At 62.9% G+C, this 14932-nt stretch carries 13 protein-coding genes; 6 read left to right on the top strand and 7 right to left on the bottom strand.

What is annotated here, in order from left to right:
* Nucleotides 1-175: 175 nt before the first annotated feature.
* The 6 genes from HZ99_RS04760 to HZ99_RS04735 all read left to right on the top strand — a co-directional run bounded on the left by HZ99_RS04760 (nt 176) and on the right by HZ99_RS04735 (nt 6338).
* Nucleotides 176-865, top strand: coding sequence for an isochorismatase family protein (locus HZ99_RS04760; RefSeq protein ID WP_038447913.1), 690 nt, complete (start codon nt 176-178; stop codon nt 863-865).
* Nucleotides 866-928: 63 nt separating this feature from the next.
* On the top strand, nt 929-1555 hold the full coding sequence (gene ycaC / locus HZ99_RS04755; RefSeq protein WP_038441626.1) for an isochorismate family cysteine hydrolase YcaC: 627 nt from the start codon (nt 929-931) through the stop codon (nt 1553-1555).
* Between the two features lie 62 nt (nt 1556-1617).
* Nucleotides 1618-3765, top strand: coding sequence for an FUSC family protein (locus HZ99_RS04750; RefSeq protein ID WP_038441625.1), 2148 nt, complete (start codon nt 1618-1620; stop codon nt 3763-3765).
* The gene (locus HZ99_RS04745; protein ID WP_038441624.1) at nt 3755-3958 is read left to right on the top strand and encodes a DUF1656 domain-containing protein; all 204 of its coding nucleotides are present in this window, start codon (nt 3755-3757) and stop codon (nt 3956-3958) included. The genes HZ99_RS04750 and HZ99_RS04745 overlap by 11 nt, the downstream gene beginning before the upstream one ends.
* A complete protein-coding gene (locus tag HZ99_RS04740; protein ID WP_404942427.1) occupies nt 3955-4917 on the top strand; it encodes an HlyD family secretion protein in 963 nt (320 codons plus the stop codon). Before HZ99_RS04745 ends, HZ99_RS04740 begins: the two co-directional genes overlap by 4 nt.
* On the top strand, nt 4917-6338 hold the full coding sequence (locus HZ99_RS04735) for an OprD family outer membrane porin (RefSeq protein WP_038441623.1): 1422 nt from the start codon (nt 4917-4919) through the stop codon (nt 6336-6338). The genes HZ99_RS04740 and HZ99_RS04735 overlap by 1 nt, the downstream gene beginning before the upstream one ends.
* 60 nt (nt 6339-6398) lie before the next feature.
* On the opposite strand, the gene HZ99_RS04730 is transcribed toward HZ99_RS04735, so the two are convergent.
* The 7 genes from HZ99_RS04730 to HZ99_RS04700 all read right to left on the bottom strand — a co-directional run bounded on the left by HZ99_RS04730 (nt 6399) and on the right by HZ99_RS04700 (nt 14900).
* The gene (locus HZ99_RS04730) at nt 6399-7736 is read right to left on the bottom strand and encodes a cation:proton antiporter (protein ID WP_051903052.1); all 1338 of its coding nucleotides are present in this window, start codon (nt 7734-7736) and stop codon (nt 6399-6401) included.
* 23 nt (nt 7737-7759) lie between these two features.
* Entirely contained in the window at nt 7760-9244 is a 1485-nt protein-coding gene (locus tag HZ99_RS04725) for an amidase (RefSeq protein WP_038447903.1), read from the bottom strand.
* A 5-nt stretch (nt 9245-9249) separates the two neighbouring features.
* On the bottom strand, nt 9250-10920 hold the full coding sequence (locus HZ99_RS04720; RefSeq protein ID WP_038441622.1) for an NAD(P)/FAD-dependent oxidoreductase: 1671 nt from the start codon (nt 10918-10920) through the stop codon (nt 9250-9252).
* 64 nt (nt 10921-10984) lie between these two features.
* Complete coding sequence (locus tag HZ99_RS04715) at nt 10985-11626, bottom strand: peroxiredoxin-like family protein (RefSeq protein WP_038441621.1); 642 nt, start codon at nt 11624-11626, stop codon at nt 10985-10987.
* Nucleotides 11627-11645: 19 nt separating this feature from the next.
* The gene (locus HZ99_RS04710; protein WP_038441620.1) at nt 11646-12410 is read right to left on the bottom strand and encodes a hypothetical protein; all 765 of its coding nucleotides are present in this window, start codon (nt 12408-12410) and stop codon (nt 11646-11648) included.
* A complete protein-coding gene (locus tag HZ99_RS04705) occupies nt 12407-14044 on the bottom strand; it encodes an FAD-binding oxidoreductase (protein ID WP_051903050.1) in 1638 nt (545 codons plus the stop codon). Before HZ99_RS04705 ends, HZ99_RS04710 begins: the two co-directional genes overlap by 4 nt.
* The gene (locus HZ99_RS04700) at nt 14034-14900 is read right to left on the bottom strand and encodes a class I SAM-dependent methyltransferase (protein WP_038441619.1); all 867 of its coding nucleotides are present in this window, start codon (nt 14898-14900) and stop codon (nt 14034-14036) included. The genes HZ99_RS04705 and HZ99_RS04700 overlap by 11 nt, the downstream gene beginning before the upstream one ends.
* Nucleotides 14901-14932 lie beyond the last annotated feature (32 nt).

Here is a 14932-nt window from a genome sequence, read left to right as displayed (position 1 = left end):
GTGTTCCATTGTTGGAATTGTCTGTTGGCGCCAGAAGCGTCGAGGCACAGGCCCGATGGCCAGCTGATCTATCCAGTTGCAACCCATTCGTATCTGCATAAGGATGTGCAGAGCCTGCCGGGCATTTGGCAGGCAATAACACCAGGGAGGTTCATCCATGCAAGAGGAAATGCAAATGAGCGCTTCAGGTAATGCTGCAAACTTCAATGGTCAGAAGCCGACAATTGACCCCACCGACACCGCCATGTTGCTGATCGACCACCAGAGTGGTCTGTTCCAGATCGTCAAGGACATTGACGTTCCTCAATTGCGCGCCAACGCCATTGCCTTGGCCAAGGCGGCAACCCTGTTGAAAATCCCGGTCATCACCACCGCTTCAGTCCCCCAGGGGCCGAACGGTCCGTTGATTCCGGAAATTCACGAATCGGCGCCCCACGCCCAATACGTTGCCCGTCGTGGCGAGATCAACGCCTGGGATAACCCCGAGTTCCGTGCCGCCGTCAAAGCCACGGGCAAGAAGACCCTGGTGATTGCCGGCACCCTGACCAGCGTGTGCCTGGCGTTTCCGTCCATCGCAGCCGTGCATGAAGGCTACAAGGTATTTGCCGTGGTCGACGCGTCGGGCAACCACTCGAAGCTGGCCACCGACCTGACCGTGGCGCGCCTGGCCCAGGCCGGCGTGGTGCCGATCGACATCATGGGCACCCTGTCGGAACTGCAAGGCTCGTGGAACCGTCCGGATGCCCAGGAGTGGGCGAACGTCTACACCCAGGCCATGCCGCACTACCAATTGCTGATCGAGAGCTACATCAAGGCGCAGGAAGTGGCAAACAACCACGAAGAACTAGACTCTCAGCGCAAGTAAACGCGGTTGGTCTTTCCAGGTGCTGCCCATTTCGGGAGGCACCCTTTTCCCAGGAGCATCATGATGTCTAAACCTTACGTTCGCTTGGACAAAGAAAACGCAGCCGTCCTGCTGGTTGACCATCAGGCTGGGTTGCTGTCACTGGTCCGCGATATCGAGCCCGACAAATTCAAGAACAACGTACTGGCCCTGGCTGACCTGGCCAAATACTTCAAGCTGCCGACCATCCTGACCACCAGTTTCGAAACCGGCCCCAACGGCCCGCTGGTGCCGGAGCTCAAGGCATTGTTCCCGGACGCGCCCTACATTGCCCGCCCCGGCCAGATCAACGCCTGGGACAACGAAGACTTCGTCAAGGCCATCAAGGCGACCGGCAAGAAACAACTGATCATCGCAGGCGTCGTGACCGAGGTGTGCGTGGCGTTCCCGGCGCTGTCAGCCCTGGCCGAAGGCTATGAAGTGTTTGTGGTGACCGATGCCTCCGGCACTTTCAACGAATTGACCCAGCAATCGGCCTGGAACCGCATGTCGGCCAACGGCGCGCAGTTGATGACCTGGTTTGGCCTGGCGTGTGAGCTGCATCGCGACTGGCGCAACGATATCGAAGGCCTGGGCACCTTGTTTTCCAACCACATCCCGGACTATCGCAACCTGTTCACCAGCTACAACGCGTTGACTGAGGGCAAGTAAGCCCAGGTCTGGGGGCTGCGCTGCTTGTGCAGCCCCGCTTCAGTCCAGGACGAAGGGCTCCCATGCAGCCGCTGATCAACTATTTCAAGATAGTGTTCAACCCCGGCCTCGGGGTGTTGCTGTTTGCCTTGCGCACCGTCGCGGCGGGGCTGTTGACGCTGTACCTGGCCTTTATCTTCGACCTGGATCAACCCAAATGGTCGGTGATGGCTGTGATTATCGTCAGCCAGCCCCTGGGCGGCATGGCGTTGCAGCGCAGTTTTTCGCAGATTATCGGCACCCTGGTCGGTGCCGCAGTGGCGGTGTTGATCATGGGGATTTTCCCCCAGGCACCGTTACCCTTCGTGATCACCTTGTCGTTGTGGCTGGCGTTCTGCACCGCCGGCGGCACGCTGTTGCGCTATACCCGGTCCCATGCCTTCGTGCTCAGCGGTTTTACCGCCGTGGTGGTGGGGCTGCTGGCAGTGCCTGAGCAGGACAACACCCTGATGCTGGCGATTACCCGGCTGACTGAGACGCTGCTGGCGGTGGCCTGTGTCTGCCTGGTCAGTCTGCTCACGGCGCGCCCGGAAGCGGTGGCGCGGGGCTATTTTGCCAAGGTCGACGAGGTACTGAAACTGATGGCCGCCCACGCAGCGGCGGTGATTCGTACCGAAGAAAGCGAGGCCGACTTCCACCAGCGCCAGATGCAGTTGTTGGGCGAAATCAGCGCCCTGGAAGGCCTGCGCCGGCACTTGTACTTCGACGCCCCACGGCTGCGCAGTGCCAATGGGCTGGTGCAATTGCTCGGCAACCAATTGGTGCTGCTGACCTCGCGGCTGACCGTGCTGCGCCGCCAGCGCATGCTGATCGGTGAGCGCTGGGAAGGCGCTCTGCCCGAGGATATCCAACAGTTGCGCGCTGATGAATTGGCGTTTCTGGACGAACTGGCAGTGGCCGGGCGTTCATTGTCGACCGAAGCGCGCAAGCGTTTCACCGCGCTGCAAAAGCGCTTTGATCAACAGGCAAAAAATGCCGAGCAGCACGCCGGGCCCATGACCGGGACCTTGCGCGCACTGGCCTGGGCCTTGCGTTGGGAACAGGCGCGCCTGTTGCATCAACTGGAGGAAATCCTCGAACTGAGCGACGCCATCCAGGACGGCCGCCGGGCCAGCTGTGCGCATCGCCAGGGCCAGAGCAACCCGCTGTACCTGGACTGGCGCCTGGCCGGGATGAACGCAGCGCGGGCCTTTACGGCGTTGCTCGCCAGCGGCCTGATCTGGATCGAGACCGCGTGGGACGGCGCCCGGGCCGGGATGATCCTGGTGGGCATCCTCTGTTCGTTGATGGCAACTTTTCCCCGGCCTCTGGCCGCGAGCCAGAATTACGCACGCGGGTTTGGCCTGTCTCTGGTGGTCTCGGCGGTCTATCAGTTCATGCTGGTGCCGGCCATTGGCGATGTAGAAATGCTGTTTCTGATCCTGGCACCGCTGCTGTATGTGATTGCGGTGGGCCTGGCCAGCCCGATGACGGCGGGGATCGGCATGGGCCTGGGCCTGTCGACCTTCCTGATGGTAGGCCCACAGAATATCGGGGCCTGGCAGAACACCGCGAGCCAGTGGTTCGAGTTTGCCGGTGCCTACATTGGCGCCTGTGCCCTGTCGTTGCTGGTGTACGCCTGGGTGTTTCCGTTCAACCCGGCGCGGCGGATCCAGCGCCTGTATGACGAGAGCCGTGGCCAGGTCTACGCGCTGCTCCAGACTTCTACGGCGGACTCGCGCCAGTTCGCCTTTGAAAGCCGGATGGTGGACCGCCTGACCATGATGCTGGGGTTGTTGCCGGCCGCCAACGATCAGCGCTCCAACGCGCTGTTTGAGGTCAGCCTCGCCTGCATGGCCCTGGGGATCGCCCTGAACCAGCTCAAGCAGCAAGGCCAGGAAAATACATTGCTCACAACGGCAACCAAGGCCCGTTTGCAGTCCGTCCTGGATCAGTCCGGACGTTATGTGGCGGGCCGGTCGGGTGTTGACGTGCAGGCCCTGGCCACCGGCTTGCGTCAACTGGGTGACGAGCTGGACCAACTGCACGCGAGCGCGTTGCCCTCAGGGCATGAGCAGCTGTGGTCGGTGTTTCGCATTCGGGTGGCCGTGCTGATCGTGGCTTCGTTCCTGGAGCGCTACCGCGAATTTCTTGAACCCGTGGAAGAAGGAGTGCCGGCCCTTGCCGATTGATTTCGAGGTGGGCGGCGTGTACCTGCCGCCGATTGCCCAGGCCCTGCTGTTGGCGTTGCCGGTGTTCATGCTGCTGGACTGGGGGTTGCGCCGCCTGGGCGTGTTACGGCGGGTCTGGCACGAGGCGCTGTTTGAAGGGGCGCTTTATGCCTGCGTCTGTGCTGTGGTCATTTTAGTGATGGGAACCCCATGAACTTGAAAAAAATCATCCCCCAACTGATTACCCTGGTGGTGGTCTTGCTGGCGCTGGTACTGGGTTGGTTCGCTTGGGAGCATTACACCCGCTCGCCCTGGACCCGCGACGCGCGTGTGCGTGCCGATGTGGTGACACTGCCGGCGGATGTCTCCGGGTTGATCGTCAGCCTGCGGGTGCAGGATAACCAGCATGTGACCAAGGGCGATGTGCTGCTGGAAATCGATCCGGCGCGCTACGCCCTGGCGGTCGAGCATGCACGGCGTTCGGTGGACGTGGCCAAGGCCACCCTGGGCCAGTCCCAGGCGGCGATCATCGCCAGCGAGGCGCAGCTCAAGCAGCGCCAGAGCGAGGAGCGGCGGCGACGCAGCCTCAAGCAGGGGTTTGCCATCTCCGGCGAGGAATGGGAGAAGTCCAGTACCGACGTGGCGGTTGCCCAGGCGCAACTGTTGAGCAACCAGGCCAATCTCGCACTGGCCGAGGCCAATGTGCAGTTGGCCAAGGCGGCATTGACCCAGGCAGAGCTCGATTTGCAACGCACCCGGGTCATCGCGCCGGTCAGTGGCTACGTGACTAACCTGTTGACGCGCCAGGGCGACTACGCCACCGCCGGCGGTGCCTTGCTGGCGTTGGTGGACAGCGAGTCCTTCTATGTCAGTGGCTATTTCGAGGAAACCAAGCTGCCACGGATTGCCGAGGGCGACCGTGTCCGGATTCAGCTGATGAGCGGCGAAACCTTTGGTGGCACTGTACAGAGCATCGCGTTCGCCATCACCGACCGGGAGAATTCCCCGGGCAGTCGCTTGTTGGCCAACATCAACCCCAGCTACACCTGGGTCAAGCTGGCACAGCGGGTGCCGGTCCGGATCGGCATTGATCCTGGGTACGCCAGCCAGGGCCGTTTGCGGGCGGGCACCACGGCGACCGTGACCGTGCTGGAACAACAGGAGCCGCGTTGATGGAATGTGCCCTGAGACGGCTGGCACGGGTGTCGATGTCGCTGACGGTGTCACTGTCGGCAGGGGCCGCGTACGCCGACAACTCCCTTGGCCAGCGGGACAACCTCAGCACCGGTATCAATGAACGGCAGAAGGCTGAGCTGGCGGTCGCGCCGGGGTTTGTCAGTGGTTCGTCCCTCAATGGCTTGCTGCGCAATTACTACCTGGGCCGCGATAACCACAACACCCCGTCACGGCGTGACCAGCGCGAATGGGTGCAGGGCGTGTACCTGTCCTTTCGTTCGGGATACACCGACACCCCCATTGGCGTGGGGCTGGATGTGCATGGCTTTTATGGGCTCAAGCTGGATGGCGGCGGGGGCAGTGGCGGGGCCGGGTTGCTGCCGCTGGACTCAGAAGGTGCTCCGCAGTCGGACTTCTCCTCTGCGGGCGCCGCCCTCAAGTTGCGTGGGTTTGACAGCCTGATGCAGGCGGGTGACCAGTACCTTGAAAACCCGCTGATCGCCAGTGGTGTCAGCCGCGTTTTTCCGCAGACATTTCGCGGCGTCACGCTCAAGCACTACAGCCTGGACCACCTGACCCTGGACGCCGGTTGGGTCGACTCCACGCGCCAGCGCAACCAGAGCGGCCAAAGTCATTTGACCACCAGTTACGGCAGCGGCAACAAGGCTGGAGTGGCCGCCGATCGCGAGAGCTCGTCCATGAGTTGGCTGGGCGGTGTCTATGCAGTGCCGGGGGCAATGACACTGACCCTGTATGGCGGCCAACTGAGCGATATCTGGAACCAGTACTACGCCGCCGCCAGCTACCCCTTCAAGCTGGCGCCAACGCTGACGCTGACGCCGTACCTGCGCTATTTCAATACCCGCGATCAGGGCCAGAGCCGGTTGGGCAGTATCGACAACAACACCTACAGCGGTGGCCTGACCCTGTCCGGAGCCGGTCAAAGCCTGACCCTGGGGGTGCAGAAAGTGGATGGGGACACGCCGTTCGACTACATGATCCAGGACGACCGGACCTTCCTCTACCTGGGCAACTCCCAGCAATACGCAGACTTCAACGCGCCGGGAGAAAAGTCCTGGAAGATCCAATACCAGACGAACCTGGCGTTTATCAACGCGCCGGATCTGCAACTCAGCACCTCATACACCCGGGGTGAAGCAGACTTGACCCGGGTCGATCCCAACAGCGCCGGTTACGGCTACATCTACAACGCTGCCGGTAAAGATGCCCACCATTGGGAACGGGACGTCGCCCTGCGGTATGCCGTACCGGACGGCAAGGCCAAAGGCTTGAACCTGACCCTGCGCTGGGCCACGCACCGCTCAGCGCAGGGATACACCGCGCCAGGCAATACCCGGGGCAATTCAAATGCCGATGAGTACCGTGTGATTGTCGATTACCCGTTCAGCGTTTTTTAGTCGCCCTCCATGGCGCCCGGCTGGCGCAACCTGATGCTATGGGGGCAGGCCTGCCCGCGCCTATTTCACCGCAGGCTGGCCCAGCGGTACGCGCCGCTCTTCGCTGGTCAGCAAGCGAATCAGAGGCGAGGCGATAAAGGTGCTGATGATGGCCATGATCACCAACATGGTGAAGTATTCCTTGGGCAATACCCCCAAGTCATAGCCCACGTTAAGCACCACCAGTTCCATCAGCGCCCGGGTGTTCATGCACACGCCGATCAATGCACTGTTGCGCGGTGTTTCGCCCAGCCAGCGGCTGGCGCCATAGGCACCGAGGAATTTGCTGGCGAACGCCACCAGGCAGACCAAAAAGCAATTGAGCAGCGCCGTGTCGCCGTTGAGCGAGCCGATGTCGGTGCGCAATCCGGTGTAGGCAAAGAACACCGGCAGGAAAAACGCATTGACCAGGCCACTGACCTTGGCATTCCACTGCGTGACAAAGGGCCGATGGGTGTGCAGGGCGACGCCGATGATAAAACCGCCAATAATCGAAAATACGCCGATCAGGTTGGTGATCACCGCACTGCCAAACAGCACGATCAGCATCAGGGAAATGCCCTGGGCCGACAGCGGTTTGCGCTCCAGGTCGCCGATGATCCAGCGCAGCACCAAGGGCCGCACCACCCACAGCACCAGCACGATAAACACCGCCAGCGCGAGGATCCTGCCGAGGGAGGCCCACACACTGAAGTTGGACGCGATGATCGACGTCACCCCACCGAGAATCAGCCAGCCGCACACATCATCGATGGCCGCCGCACCAATCGTCAGGGTGGCCACGCGGGAGCGGGACAACCCCAGTTCCATGAAGATCCGCCCAAGGATCGGCAGGGCGGTGATCGACAACGCCGTGGCAAAAAACAGCTGGAACGCCAGCAACGGTGGCTTGTCGCCGACGATCTGCTGCCAGAAGTACTCGGCCACCAGGAAACCACTGGCAAACGGCACCAGCAGGCCGCCCAGGCTGATCGCCATGATCGAGCGTTTGCGCCCCTTGAGGTGGGCGCCGAATTCAAATTCCAGGCCCACCTGGAACATCAACAGAATCAGGCCGACCTGGGCCGTGGCGACAAAGGCGGTGGAGGTTTGCGGCACAAAGATGCTGCTGAGCAGTTCCGGGAAAAAATAGCCCAGAAGGCTCGGGCCCAGGACCAGCCCGGCGAGAATCTCCCCGGCCACCGGGGTTTGCCCCAGGCAGCGGGTGCTGAGCCAGGAGATCAGGCGGCTGGCGCTGAAGATCACGATCAGCTGGATCAGGAACAACAAGGTCAAGTGCTCGGCCTGGGAGCCCACGGCCGATTGCCCGCCTGCTGGCACAGTGGGTTGTAGCGTGATAGCGCTGGTAGTGGTTTGCATGGGGTGTCCTAGTGCTTTAAGTGTTAGAGCGGGGGCTTGCGCCAGCCGCCGAATTCCATTTCCAGAAAGCGCGCGGCTTCCAGTAACAACGCGTCCTGCCCCAGCCCGGCCACCAGCTGCACAGCCACCGGGCAGCCCTGGTCGAGGCGTCCCATGGGCACGCAAAGAGCCGGAAAGCCGAGCACATTGAACAGCGCGCAATAGCCGATATCGAACGGACGCTTCAGGGCGCTGCCATGGGCGGGTGCAACGGTCGGCGTGACCGGCAACACCAAAATGCTCTGGCCGTCGAACAGCCCGGCCAGGACCTGCTGCACGTGATCGCGCTGCTTCAGGAACCGCGCGAGCCCCGGGTTACCGAGCCGATCGCCGCCGCTGTCCATCAGGCTGGCGAGCAGTGGCCCGCGGGAGAACAGCGGCTTGCCGGCCAGGGCGGCATACAGCGCCCGTGGATAACTCAATGGCTGCCCATCCCCGAGGTAGTCGGCCAGGTGAATGTTCGTCTCGCACTTGAGCACGGCCAGCCAGATAAAAAAGGCGTTGGCAAAACAGCCTTCATTCCAGGCGTGCACGTCCACACCCTGGTCAGCATAACGCTGGCCGGTCTCGGTCACGGCCGCGGCCACGGCGGGCGAGAGGGGGGTGCCCCACTTGAGTGGGCCGGGCAGGCAGACGAATACGCGCTTGAGCGTTGTCGCCTGGGCTGGCTGCCGATAGCCCGAGTGGATATTGCGGTCGATCCCGTCGCTGCCGGCGATGATCTGTAGCACTGCGCCGAGGTCTTCGGCATAGCGGCACAGGGGGCCTGCCGCAAAGTGGCTGGCGACGGCCTGAGACACCGGCAGCGACACGCGGTGCTCGTCCAGCGGCAGGTGCCCGCTCAGCGGTACCAGGCCCCGTGACGGTTTCAAGCCAAAGATCCCATTGAACGCCGCCGGGATACGGATCGAACCGCCACCGTCGGTGCCCAGGGCAAAGGGCACGCATTGGCTGGCAACCAGCACCGAGTCGCCGCCGCTGCTGCCACCGGCGGTGCGTGTGGTGTCGTAGGGGTTGAGTGTGCGGCCATACACCAGGTTGTCCGTCTCGGGCCACAGCGCCATTTCTGCCTGATTGCCCAGGGCCAGGGGGATGGCGCCGGCGGCCATCAGCCGCGCGGCGACCGTGGCGGTACTCAACGCCCGGGTGTGGCTGCGCAAGCGCGAACCACAGGTCTTGGGCTGCCCCGCCAGGCCCAGGCCTTCCTTCATGGAAAAGGGCACACCGTGCAAGTGTCCCAGTGGCCGGCCCTTGAGTACATCCTGTTCGGCACGGCGTGCCGCGTCGCGGGCCCCCTCGAACAGGTCGACGGCCATCGCATTGCAGAGCGGTTGGACCTGCTCCAGGCGGGTAATGCACTGCTCGATCAACTCCACCGGCGAAATCTGCTTGCTGCGGATCAACCCCGCCAGTTGCACGGCACTTCGCTCCAGCAAATCGGCTGTCGAGTCAGGTCGGACCTGGGTCATGCCGTTCACCCGCGACGTACCAGGTCGAGGAAGCCACCTTCCTTGCCGAACGGAGATTTGAGCAGCTCCGGCGACTCACCATATTTGTAGAACAACGAAGGCTTGAGACGCAGGACCGCAGCCCGCGCCAGGTCCTGCACCGCGCCGCAGCCATGGCGCAGCAGCAACCTGAGGTGGTGCGTGGACAGCGACCATTTGACCATTTTCATCAGCCGCACCCGCAGCAGGGCCGAGCGCAGGTAATAGTTGGACGCGTAGATCGGCCGTGCGCGGTTTTCGGCCTTGTACAGGTCGAAGTTGATGGTGCGCGAGTAGAGGTTGGGCATCATCGTCGGGCTCAAGCCCGGGTTGGAGCGGCGGATCTCTTGCAGCAGGCAGGCAAACGGCAGCGGCGAGGGTTGCATCTCGCGGGTGTAGCGCGGCAGCAGATCGGCAAATTGCTGGGCCTGATGACCATCGAGAAAGTCCCCGGTCATGTACATCGGCAGCACCACATGGAAGTACGCCATGTTGGCGAACAGCAGGGTCCAGCCCATCATGAACGGGTCGTCCATCACCTCGTACCACTTGCTCCAGGTGTCCTGCAGGGCCAGTTGCGCCTGGATGTGCGACTCCAGGCAATTGACGTAGGCGGGCGTCAGGCTGCCATGGATGTCCTTCTCGATCATCGCCGCGACCTGCGGGATCTGCTGCGCCACATAGGCCAGCCCGGCGCTGTTGGCCGGGTCGAAGGTAAAGGCTGCGTCGCCCAGCAGGAACCAGCCTTCGGTCGAGTAGTATTGCCGCGCCTCGTACATGTAGTTGTGCATGGCCTGGGTATCGACCAATTGGCCCGACTCGATCAACTCGGTAATCACCGGGTGGTCGGCCATGACCTTGTCCTTGAACGCCTCCAGGGTGCTGATTTTCTGCTCGATCATGTCTGGGCGGTAGGTGATGCCGATGCTGATCATCTCGTTGCCATCGTCGCTGCGCATCGGGATCATCCAGATCCAGTAGCCCTTGCCGTAGAAATGGTGGGTCACGTAGTACGGGTCGTAGCAGTGATGTTTGTCCTTGTGCGCGGTGATGCTGGACAAGATGCTGCGGTCGAAGTCCTTGAGCCGCAGCCAGAAGGTACTGCGCTGGTAAGTCGCCTCTTTGTGCAGCTTGAGCTTTTTCGCCATGAAGCGATTGCGCCCGGTGGCGTCCACCACCCAGTCGGCGGTCAGTTGCTGTTGCTCGTCGGCGGCGCTGCGCAGGGTCAGCAGATGGGTGGCGTGCTCGCCGGCATTGAGGTCAACGGCGGTGACGTCAGCCTCGATCATGTGTACCTGGTGATCGCCGACAATCTGGCGCAGGTCCTTGTCGAAACTGAAGCGGTTGAGGTTGTAGGCCGGCATGCGGATCACGCCGGGGGCCTCGTGCACCACGTAGTTGCGGCACTCGGGGTTGTTGCGCAGCTTCAGGTAATAAGTCAGGCCGTACTTGTGGTAGTGCTTTTCTTCCAACAGGCGCCCCAGCCCCAGGCCTTTGAAGAAGTGGGTGGTCAACTCGACTGTGGACTCGCCGACGATCGGGCGCTTGCGGTCCGGGCGCCCGATCAGGATGACGTCGACACCCGGTAGCCTTTTTTTGAAGTACAGCGCGGCCAGGTGACCGGCTACGCCGGCCCCCATGATTGCGATTCGTTTCATGTCGTCAGTCCCTGAACAAGTGGATTCGCCGAAGGCAAGGGTGCCTTCGGCGAGAATGGCCGTTTTAGGCGGCGCTGGCGGCCGTGATCAATTCCTGGGGTTCTACCCGTTGCGAGTAGTCCACGTTGACGAAGGCGGCGCGGATCACCCCGTCCTGGCCGATGACAAAGGCGCTTGCCATTGGCAAGGTCAGGGCCTCGGAGCCGTTGAACAGCTTGAGGTCGGCGCCTAGGGAGCGGTAGACCTCGTCCAGCTCGTCTTCGAGCTTGAACACGAGGCCGTACTGGCGCGCCAACTGGTTGTCGGCATCGCTGAGCAGCAGGTAGTTGATGCCGAGGGCCTCGCGGGTCTTGCGCGAGAACTCGGGCGTCTGCGCCGACACCGCCACCAGGGTGGCGCCCGAGGCCGCCAGGTCGGTGACCATCTGTTGGTAGGCGCTCAACGCCTGGCCGCAGAAGGGGCACCACAGGCCTCGGTAGAACACCAGCACCAGCGGGCCTTTATCCAGTAACTGACGCAGGTCCACATCCTGTTCGTCAGCATCCTTGAGTACCGCCAGGGGCGCCTTGTCGTTGGCCTTCAGGGCCTTGTCGCCCAGATGGCTGTCGAGCAGCTTCTGTAGCGATGCCTGGAATTTGTGCAGGACCTCGGCAGGCAACTGGGCCATCTGATCCTTGACGGTTTGTAGCTTGTCCTTGAGCGACATGGGTGACTCCTGTTCACGTCTATTGAGAAAGGCTGCGGGTAGCCCGGGTGAAAATCCTGGTGGCGGCCTTGCCGCTGGGCGGGTGGCGCTGGAACAACTGCTGTACCCAGTCCGGGCGGGTCTTGCTGGCGTCGTTGATCCAGTTGGCCACCGAGTCCTGGGCGTATTTGTCGGTTTCATCGAGCATGCCGATCAGCAGGGGTTCGGCCATGTGTGGCTCGGCCTTGAGCGGGGCGATGTGTTCGCACCAGACCCCGCGCGGGCGCAGGATTTCAACGCAGAAGCGGCGGATCAGCGGGTCGTCGCTACGGGTATGGCTGCGTAGCAGTTCCAGCGAGGCGCCCAGGTCCCGGGCCAGCAGGGGGCGCAGGGCGATCCAGGCCCATTCGCGCACGCCAAAGTGTGGATCGGTGGCAAACCGGAACTGGCTCAGCAAGGCCTGCTCCAGCGTGCTGTTGCGTTGGCAATAGACGTTGGCGAAGGCCGCCCAGCTGCGCACGGTGTCTGAAGGATGCTCCAGCAACAGGCGCCAGGTTTGCTCGCGCAAGGGCAGGGCGGCGGCTTCCAGCCATTGCCCCAGCGCAAGGCCCAGGGCGGCGACTTTCTTGGAGATGCCCAGTGTCTGGCTGGCCTGGGCTGCGCTCAACAGTGTCCGGGCCAGTGACGGTTCCAACTGCGCGGCAAGGGCCGCTGCCAGCGCTACCTGGTCAACGGCCAGGCACTCGCCCAGATTGCGGGTTGCCAGGAGGCCCTGGTCAATCAGGTCTTTGCGTTCTTCATTCATATCGATACCACCGACGCGGTCATGGGCTGGGCAGGCGTTGGGTTGGTGGCGCAGTAGCGCCCCGGTGAAAGCAGGTTGTCGGGATCCAGTGCCGCCTTGAGCCGCGCCCCGAGCTGCCAGGCGGGCCCTGCGGAGTCGGTCAGCAGGTGCATGAAGCTGACGGGCACGCGATACGGCAATACGCCCTGGGCCTTGCCTTGGGCAAACAGCTGGCGATAACACTCATGGGCCCGGTCCGATGCCTGGGCATCCGCGCGATCGAACAGCAGCGGCACGGTACAGTCGATGGCGCGACTCGACAGGCTGGTCAGCGTCACCGGGCAAGGCATTTGCTGCTGATGGCAACGACGCTCCATGGCGCGCACAAAGTCGGCCACGGGTTGAGTCTTCAGCGGCAGGATCGGTGCGTACCAGATCAGCCCGCAGTTATCCCGCGCCGGGTCCAGGGGCGCGCCGGGCAGCGTTTTGGCGCCCGCAGTGTAGGCCAGCGGCAAGGCCACTTCGCTGGGTTGGCCTTCCATCAGGTCGATGCCTTGCAGCATCTTGTCCAGGGTTCGCTGCCAGCGCCGGGACCAGCCGCCGGGCAGATGGCCGAGCAAGCGCCGTGCTGCGCTCAACTGCCCACGGGTCTTGAACAGCAGTTTGCTGGCGAAAGACTCCAGCTCAAGGCTGATCATGCGCTTGAGCGAGGCGTGCTGCGCCTTCTGGCAATAGATCGAACCCACGCCCATCCAGGCGGGTAAGCCCAGGGCATCGGCAGCGGCCCGTTGCTGTGCCTCGCTCATGCCCACCACCTGGGGGGCTTCACTGGCCATGGTCAGCAGCCGCGTGCGGTTCATCAGGTTGATGCCACCGATCTGCCCGGGAGCCAGGTCGAGTATGCGCTTGATGCCCGCCAGGGCCGCTTCCAGACCGTGTTCTTCATCGACCCAGAAGTAAAACGGCTGGATAACCTCGGGCTTGCGCACCAGGGCAATCGACATCTGCGTCACCACGCCCAGCCCGCTCTGGCTGAACAGGCCATCCAGGTACGGCCCCACGCCCCATTTGAAACAGGGCGCGGTGAACCCGAGGGACATCGGCGAGCGGTACAGCGTGCCGTCGGCCAGCACCGCTTCGAGGCCGAGCACTGCCTGGAAATGGTCGGTGTGGGGCGTGATGCCAAAGCCGCGCTCCAGTGCGTTGCCCAGTACGCTGCAGGTCGGGCCGGCCCCCGTGACGGGGGTCATCCAAGGCAGGTTGTGTTCCTGCAGATAGCGGGCGAGGTCACCCTGGGTCACCCCGGGCTCCAGGGTCACCACCGACAGCTCCTCATCGAACGCCAGAATCCGGTCCATCCCGGACAAGTCCATCAACACACAACGCTCGTCGGTGGTCGCGGCGGTGCCGTAGCCCCAGTTGTGCCCGGTACTGATCGGATGCACGGCAACCCCATAGCGCCGTGCGATTACCATGCATGCCGACACATGCTCGGGGGAGCGTGGCGCAATCACTACCCTGGCATACGCGGGGGAGCACAAGGTGTCTCGCTGGAAGCGCTCAAGGCTGGCCGGATCGACGCGCACACCGGCGTCACCGAGTACCTCGCGCCACTGCTGCTGGGCAAGTGCCAGGTGGGCGGGTTCAAAAGGCACTGGCCAGGCCTCCCAGGCGCAGGAACAGGCGCAATTGGTTCACATCCGCCTGGCGGCTGGCGGGCAGGGCACTGTAGCGGCGCCGGAACTCGGGTTTCATCACGTTCACGCAGCGCCGCTTGGGCGTGCGAATCACCATCATCAACGGGCTGAACGCTGTGCTGTAGACCTTGGCACAGGGCCCCAGGTAGCTGGCGGCGAGGGTTTGGAACTCTTCCAGCGAAAACGCCGCGAGCAGCGAGTTGCGGTAGTCCAGCAGGGTTTCGGCATCTGCGCCGTCACTGGCGCGCTCGACAAAGTAGTCGACCGACTCGATGGTTTTCAGGCGCCCGAAGTCATTGAGGTAGATCGCCCGGTCATTGCGCAGCACCCGGGAGATATTGCGAAAAGTCCCTTCCAGCTGGCCGAGGTTTTCCAAGTGATGCAGGGCCATCGACGAGATCACCACATCCACGCTGCGGTCAGCGATCATGCCGAGCCGGGTCATGTCATCTTCAATCAGCTGCACGTTGTCGATGCCTTGCTGGTGACACGCTTCACGCGCCACCTCCAGCATGCTCTGCGACAGGTCCATGCCAATGAATTCGGCCCGTGGGTTGAGCCGTGCGACTTGCAGCAACAGGGCCGCCGGGCCGCAACCGATGTCCAGTACCACATCGCCGGGCTTGATCAGCGCGCACATCTGCGCGCAGTGATAAAGGTGGGTGCCGGACAAGGCCTGGCCCTGGGCGGCACTGTCGGCGTAGGACGCCACACTCTGCTGTTCTTCCATGACCAAGGCCGGTTCGGGGATGCGCTCGAACGGTTGCTTGATCGTTATTTCCCTGAATATCGCGCGCAGCAATCCGCTGTCCATACTGCTTCCTCCATGAAATGACGTTTGAACTT

The organism is Pseudomonas fluorescens, assembly GCF_000730425.1.
GTDB lineage: Bacteria > Pseudomonadota > Gammaproteobacteria > Pseudomonadales > Pseudomonadaceae > Aquipseudomonas > Aquipseudomonas fluorescens_X.
This window is presented reverse-complemented; position numbering and strand designations above follow the sequence as displayed.

Excerpts from the sequence above, each read along its gene's own strand:
- HZ99_RS04760 (WP_038447913.1), top strand. The coding sequence starts at position 176 with ATGAGCGCTTCAGGTAATGCTGCAAACTTCAATGGTCAGAAGCCGACA.
- ycaC (WP_038441626.1), top strand. The coding sequence starts at position 929 with ATGTCTAAACCTTACGTTCGCTTGGACAAAGAAAACGCAGCCGTCCTG.
- HZ99_RS04750 (WP_038441625.1), top strand. The coding sequence starts at position 1,618 with ATGCAGCCGCTGATCAACTATTTCAAGATAGTGTTCAACCCCGGCCTC.
- HZ99_RS04740 (WP_404942427.1), top strand. The coding sequence starts at position 3,955 with ATGAACTTGAAAAAAATCATCCCCCAACTGATTACCCTGGTGGTGGTC.
- HZ99_RS04735 (WP_038441623.1), top strand. The coding sequence starts at position 4,917 with ATGGAATGTGCCCTGAGACGGCTGGCACGGGTGTCGATGTCGCTGACG.
- HZ99_RS04730 (WP_051903052.1), bottom strand. The coding sequence starts at position 7,736 with ATGCAAACCACTACCAGCGCTATCACGCTACAACCCACTGTGCCAGCA.
- HZ99_RS04725 (WP_038447903.1), bottom strand. The coding sequence starts at position 9,244 with ATGACCCAGGTCCGACCTGACTCGACAGCCGATTTGCTGGAGCGAAGT.
- HZ99_RS04720 (WP_038441622.1), bottom strand. The coding sequence starts at position 10,920 with ATGAAACGAATCGCAATCATGGGGGCCGGCGTAGCCGGTCACCTGGCC.
- HZ99_RS04715 (WP_038441621.1), bottom strand. The coding sequence starts at position 11,626 with ATGTCGCTCAAGGACAAGCTACAAACCGTCAAGGATCAGATGGCCCAG.
- HZ99_RS04710 (WP_038441620.1), bottom strand. The coding sequence starts at position 12,410 with ATGAATGAAGAACGCAAAGACCTGATTGACCAGGGCCTCCTGGCAACC.
- HZ99_RS04700 (WP_038441619.1), bottom strand. The coding sequence starts at position 14,900 with ATGGACAGCGGATTGCTGCGCGCGATATTCAGGGAAATAACGATCAAG.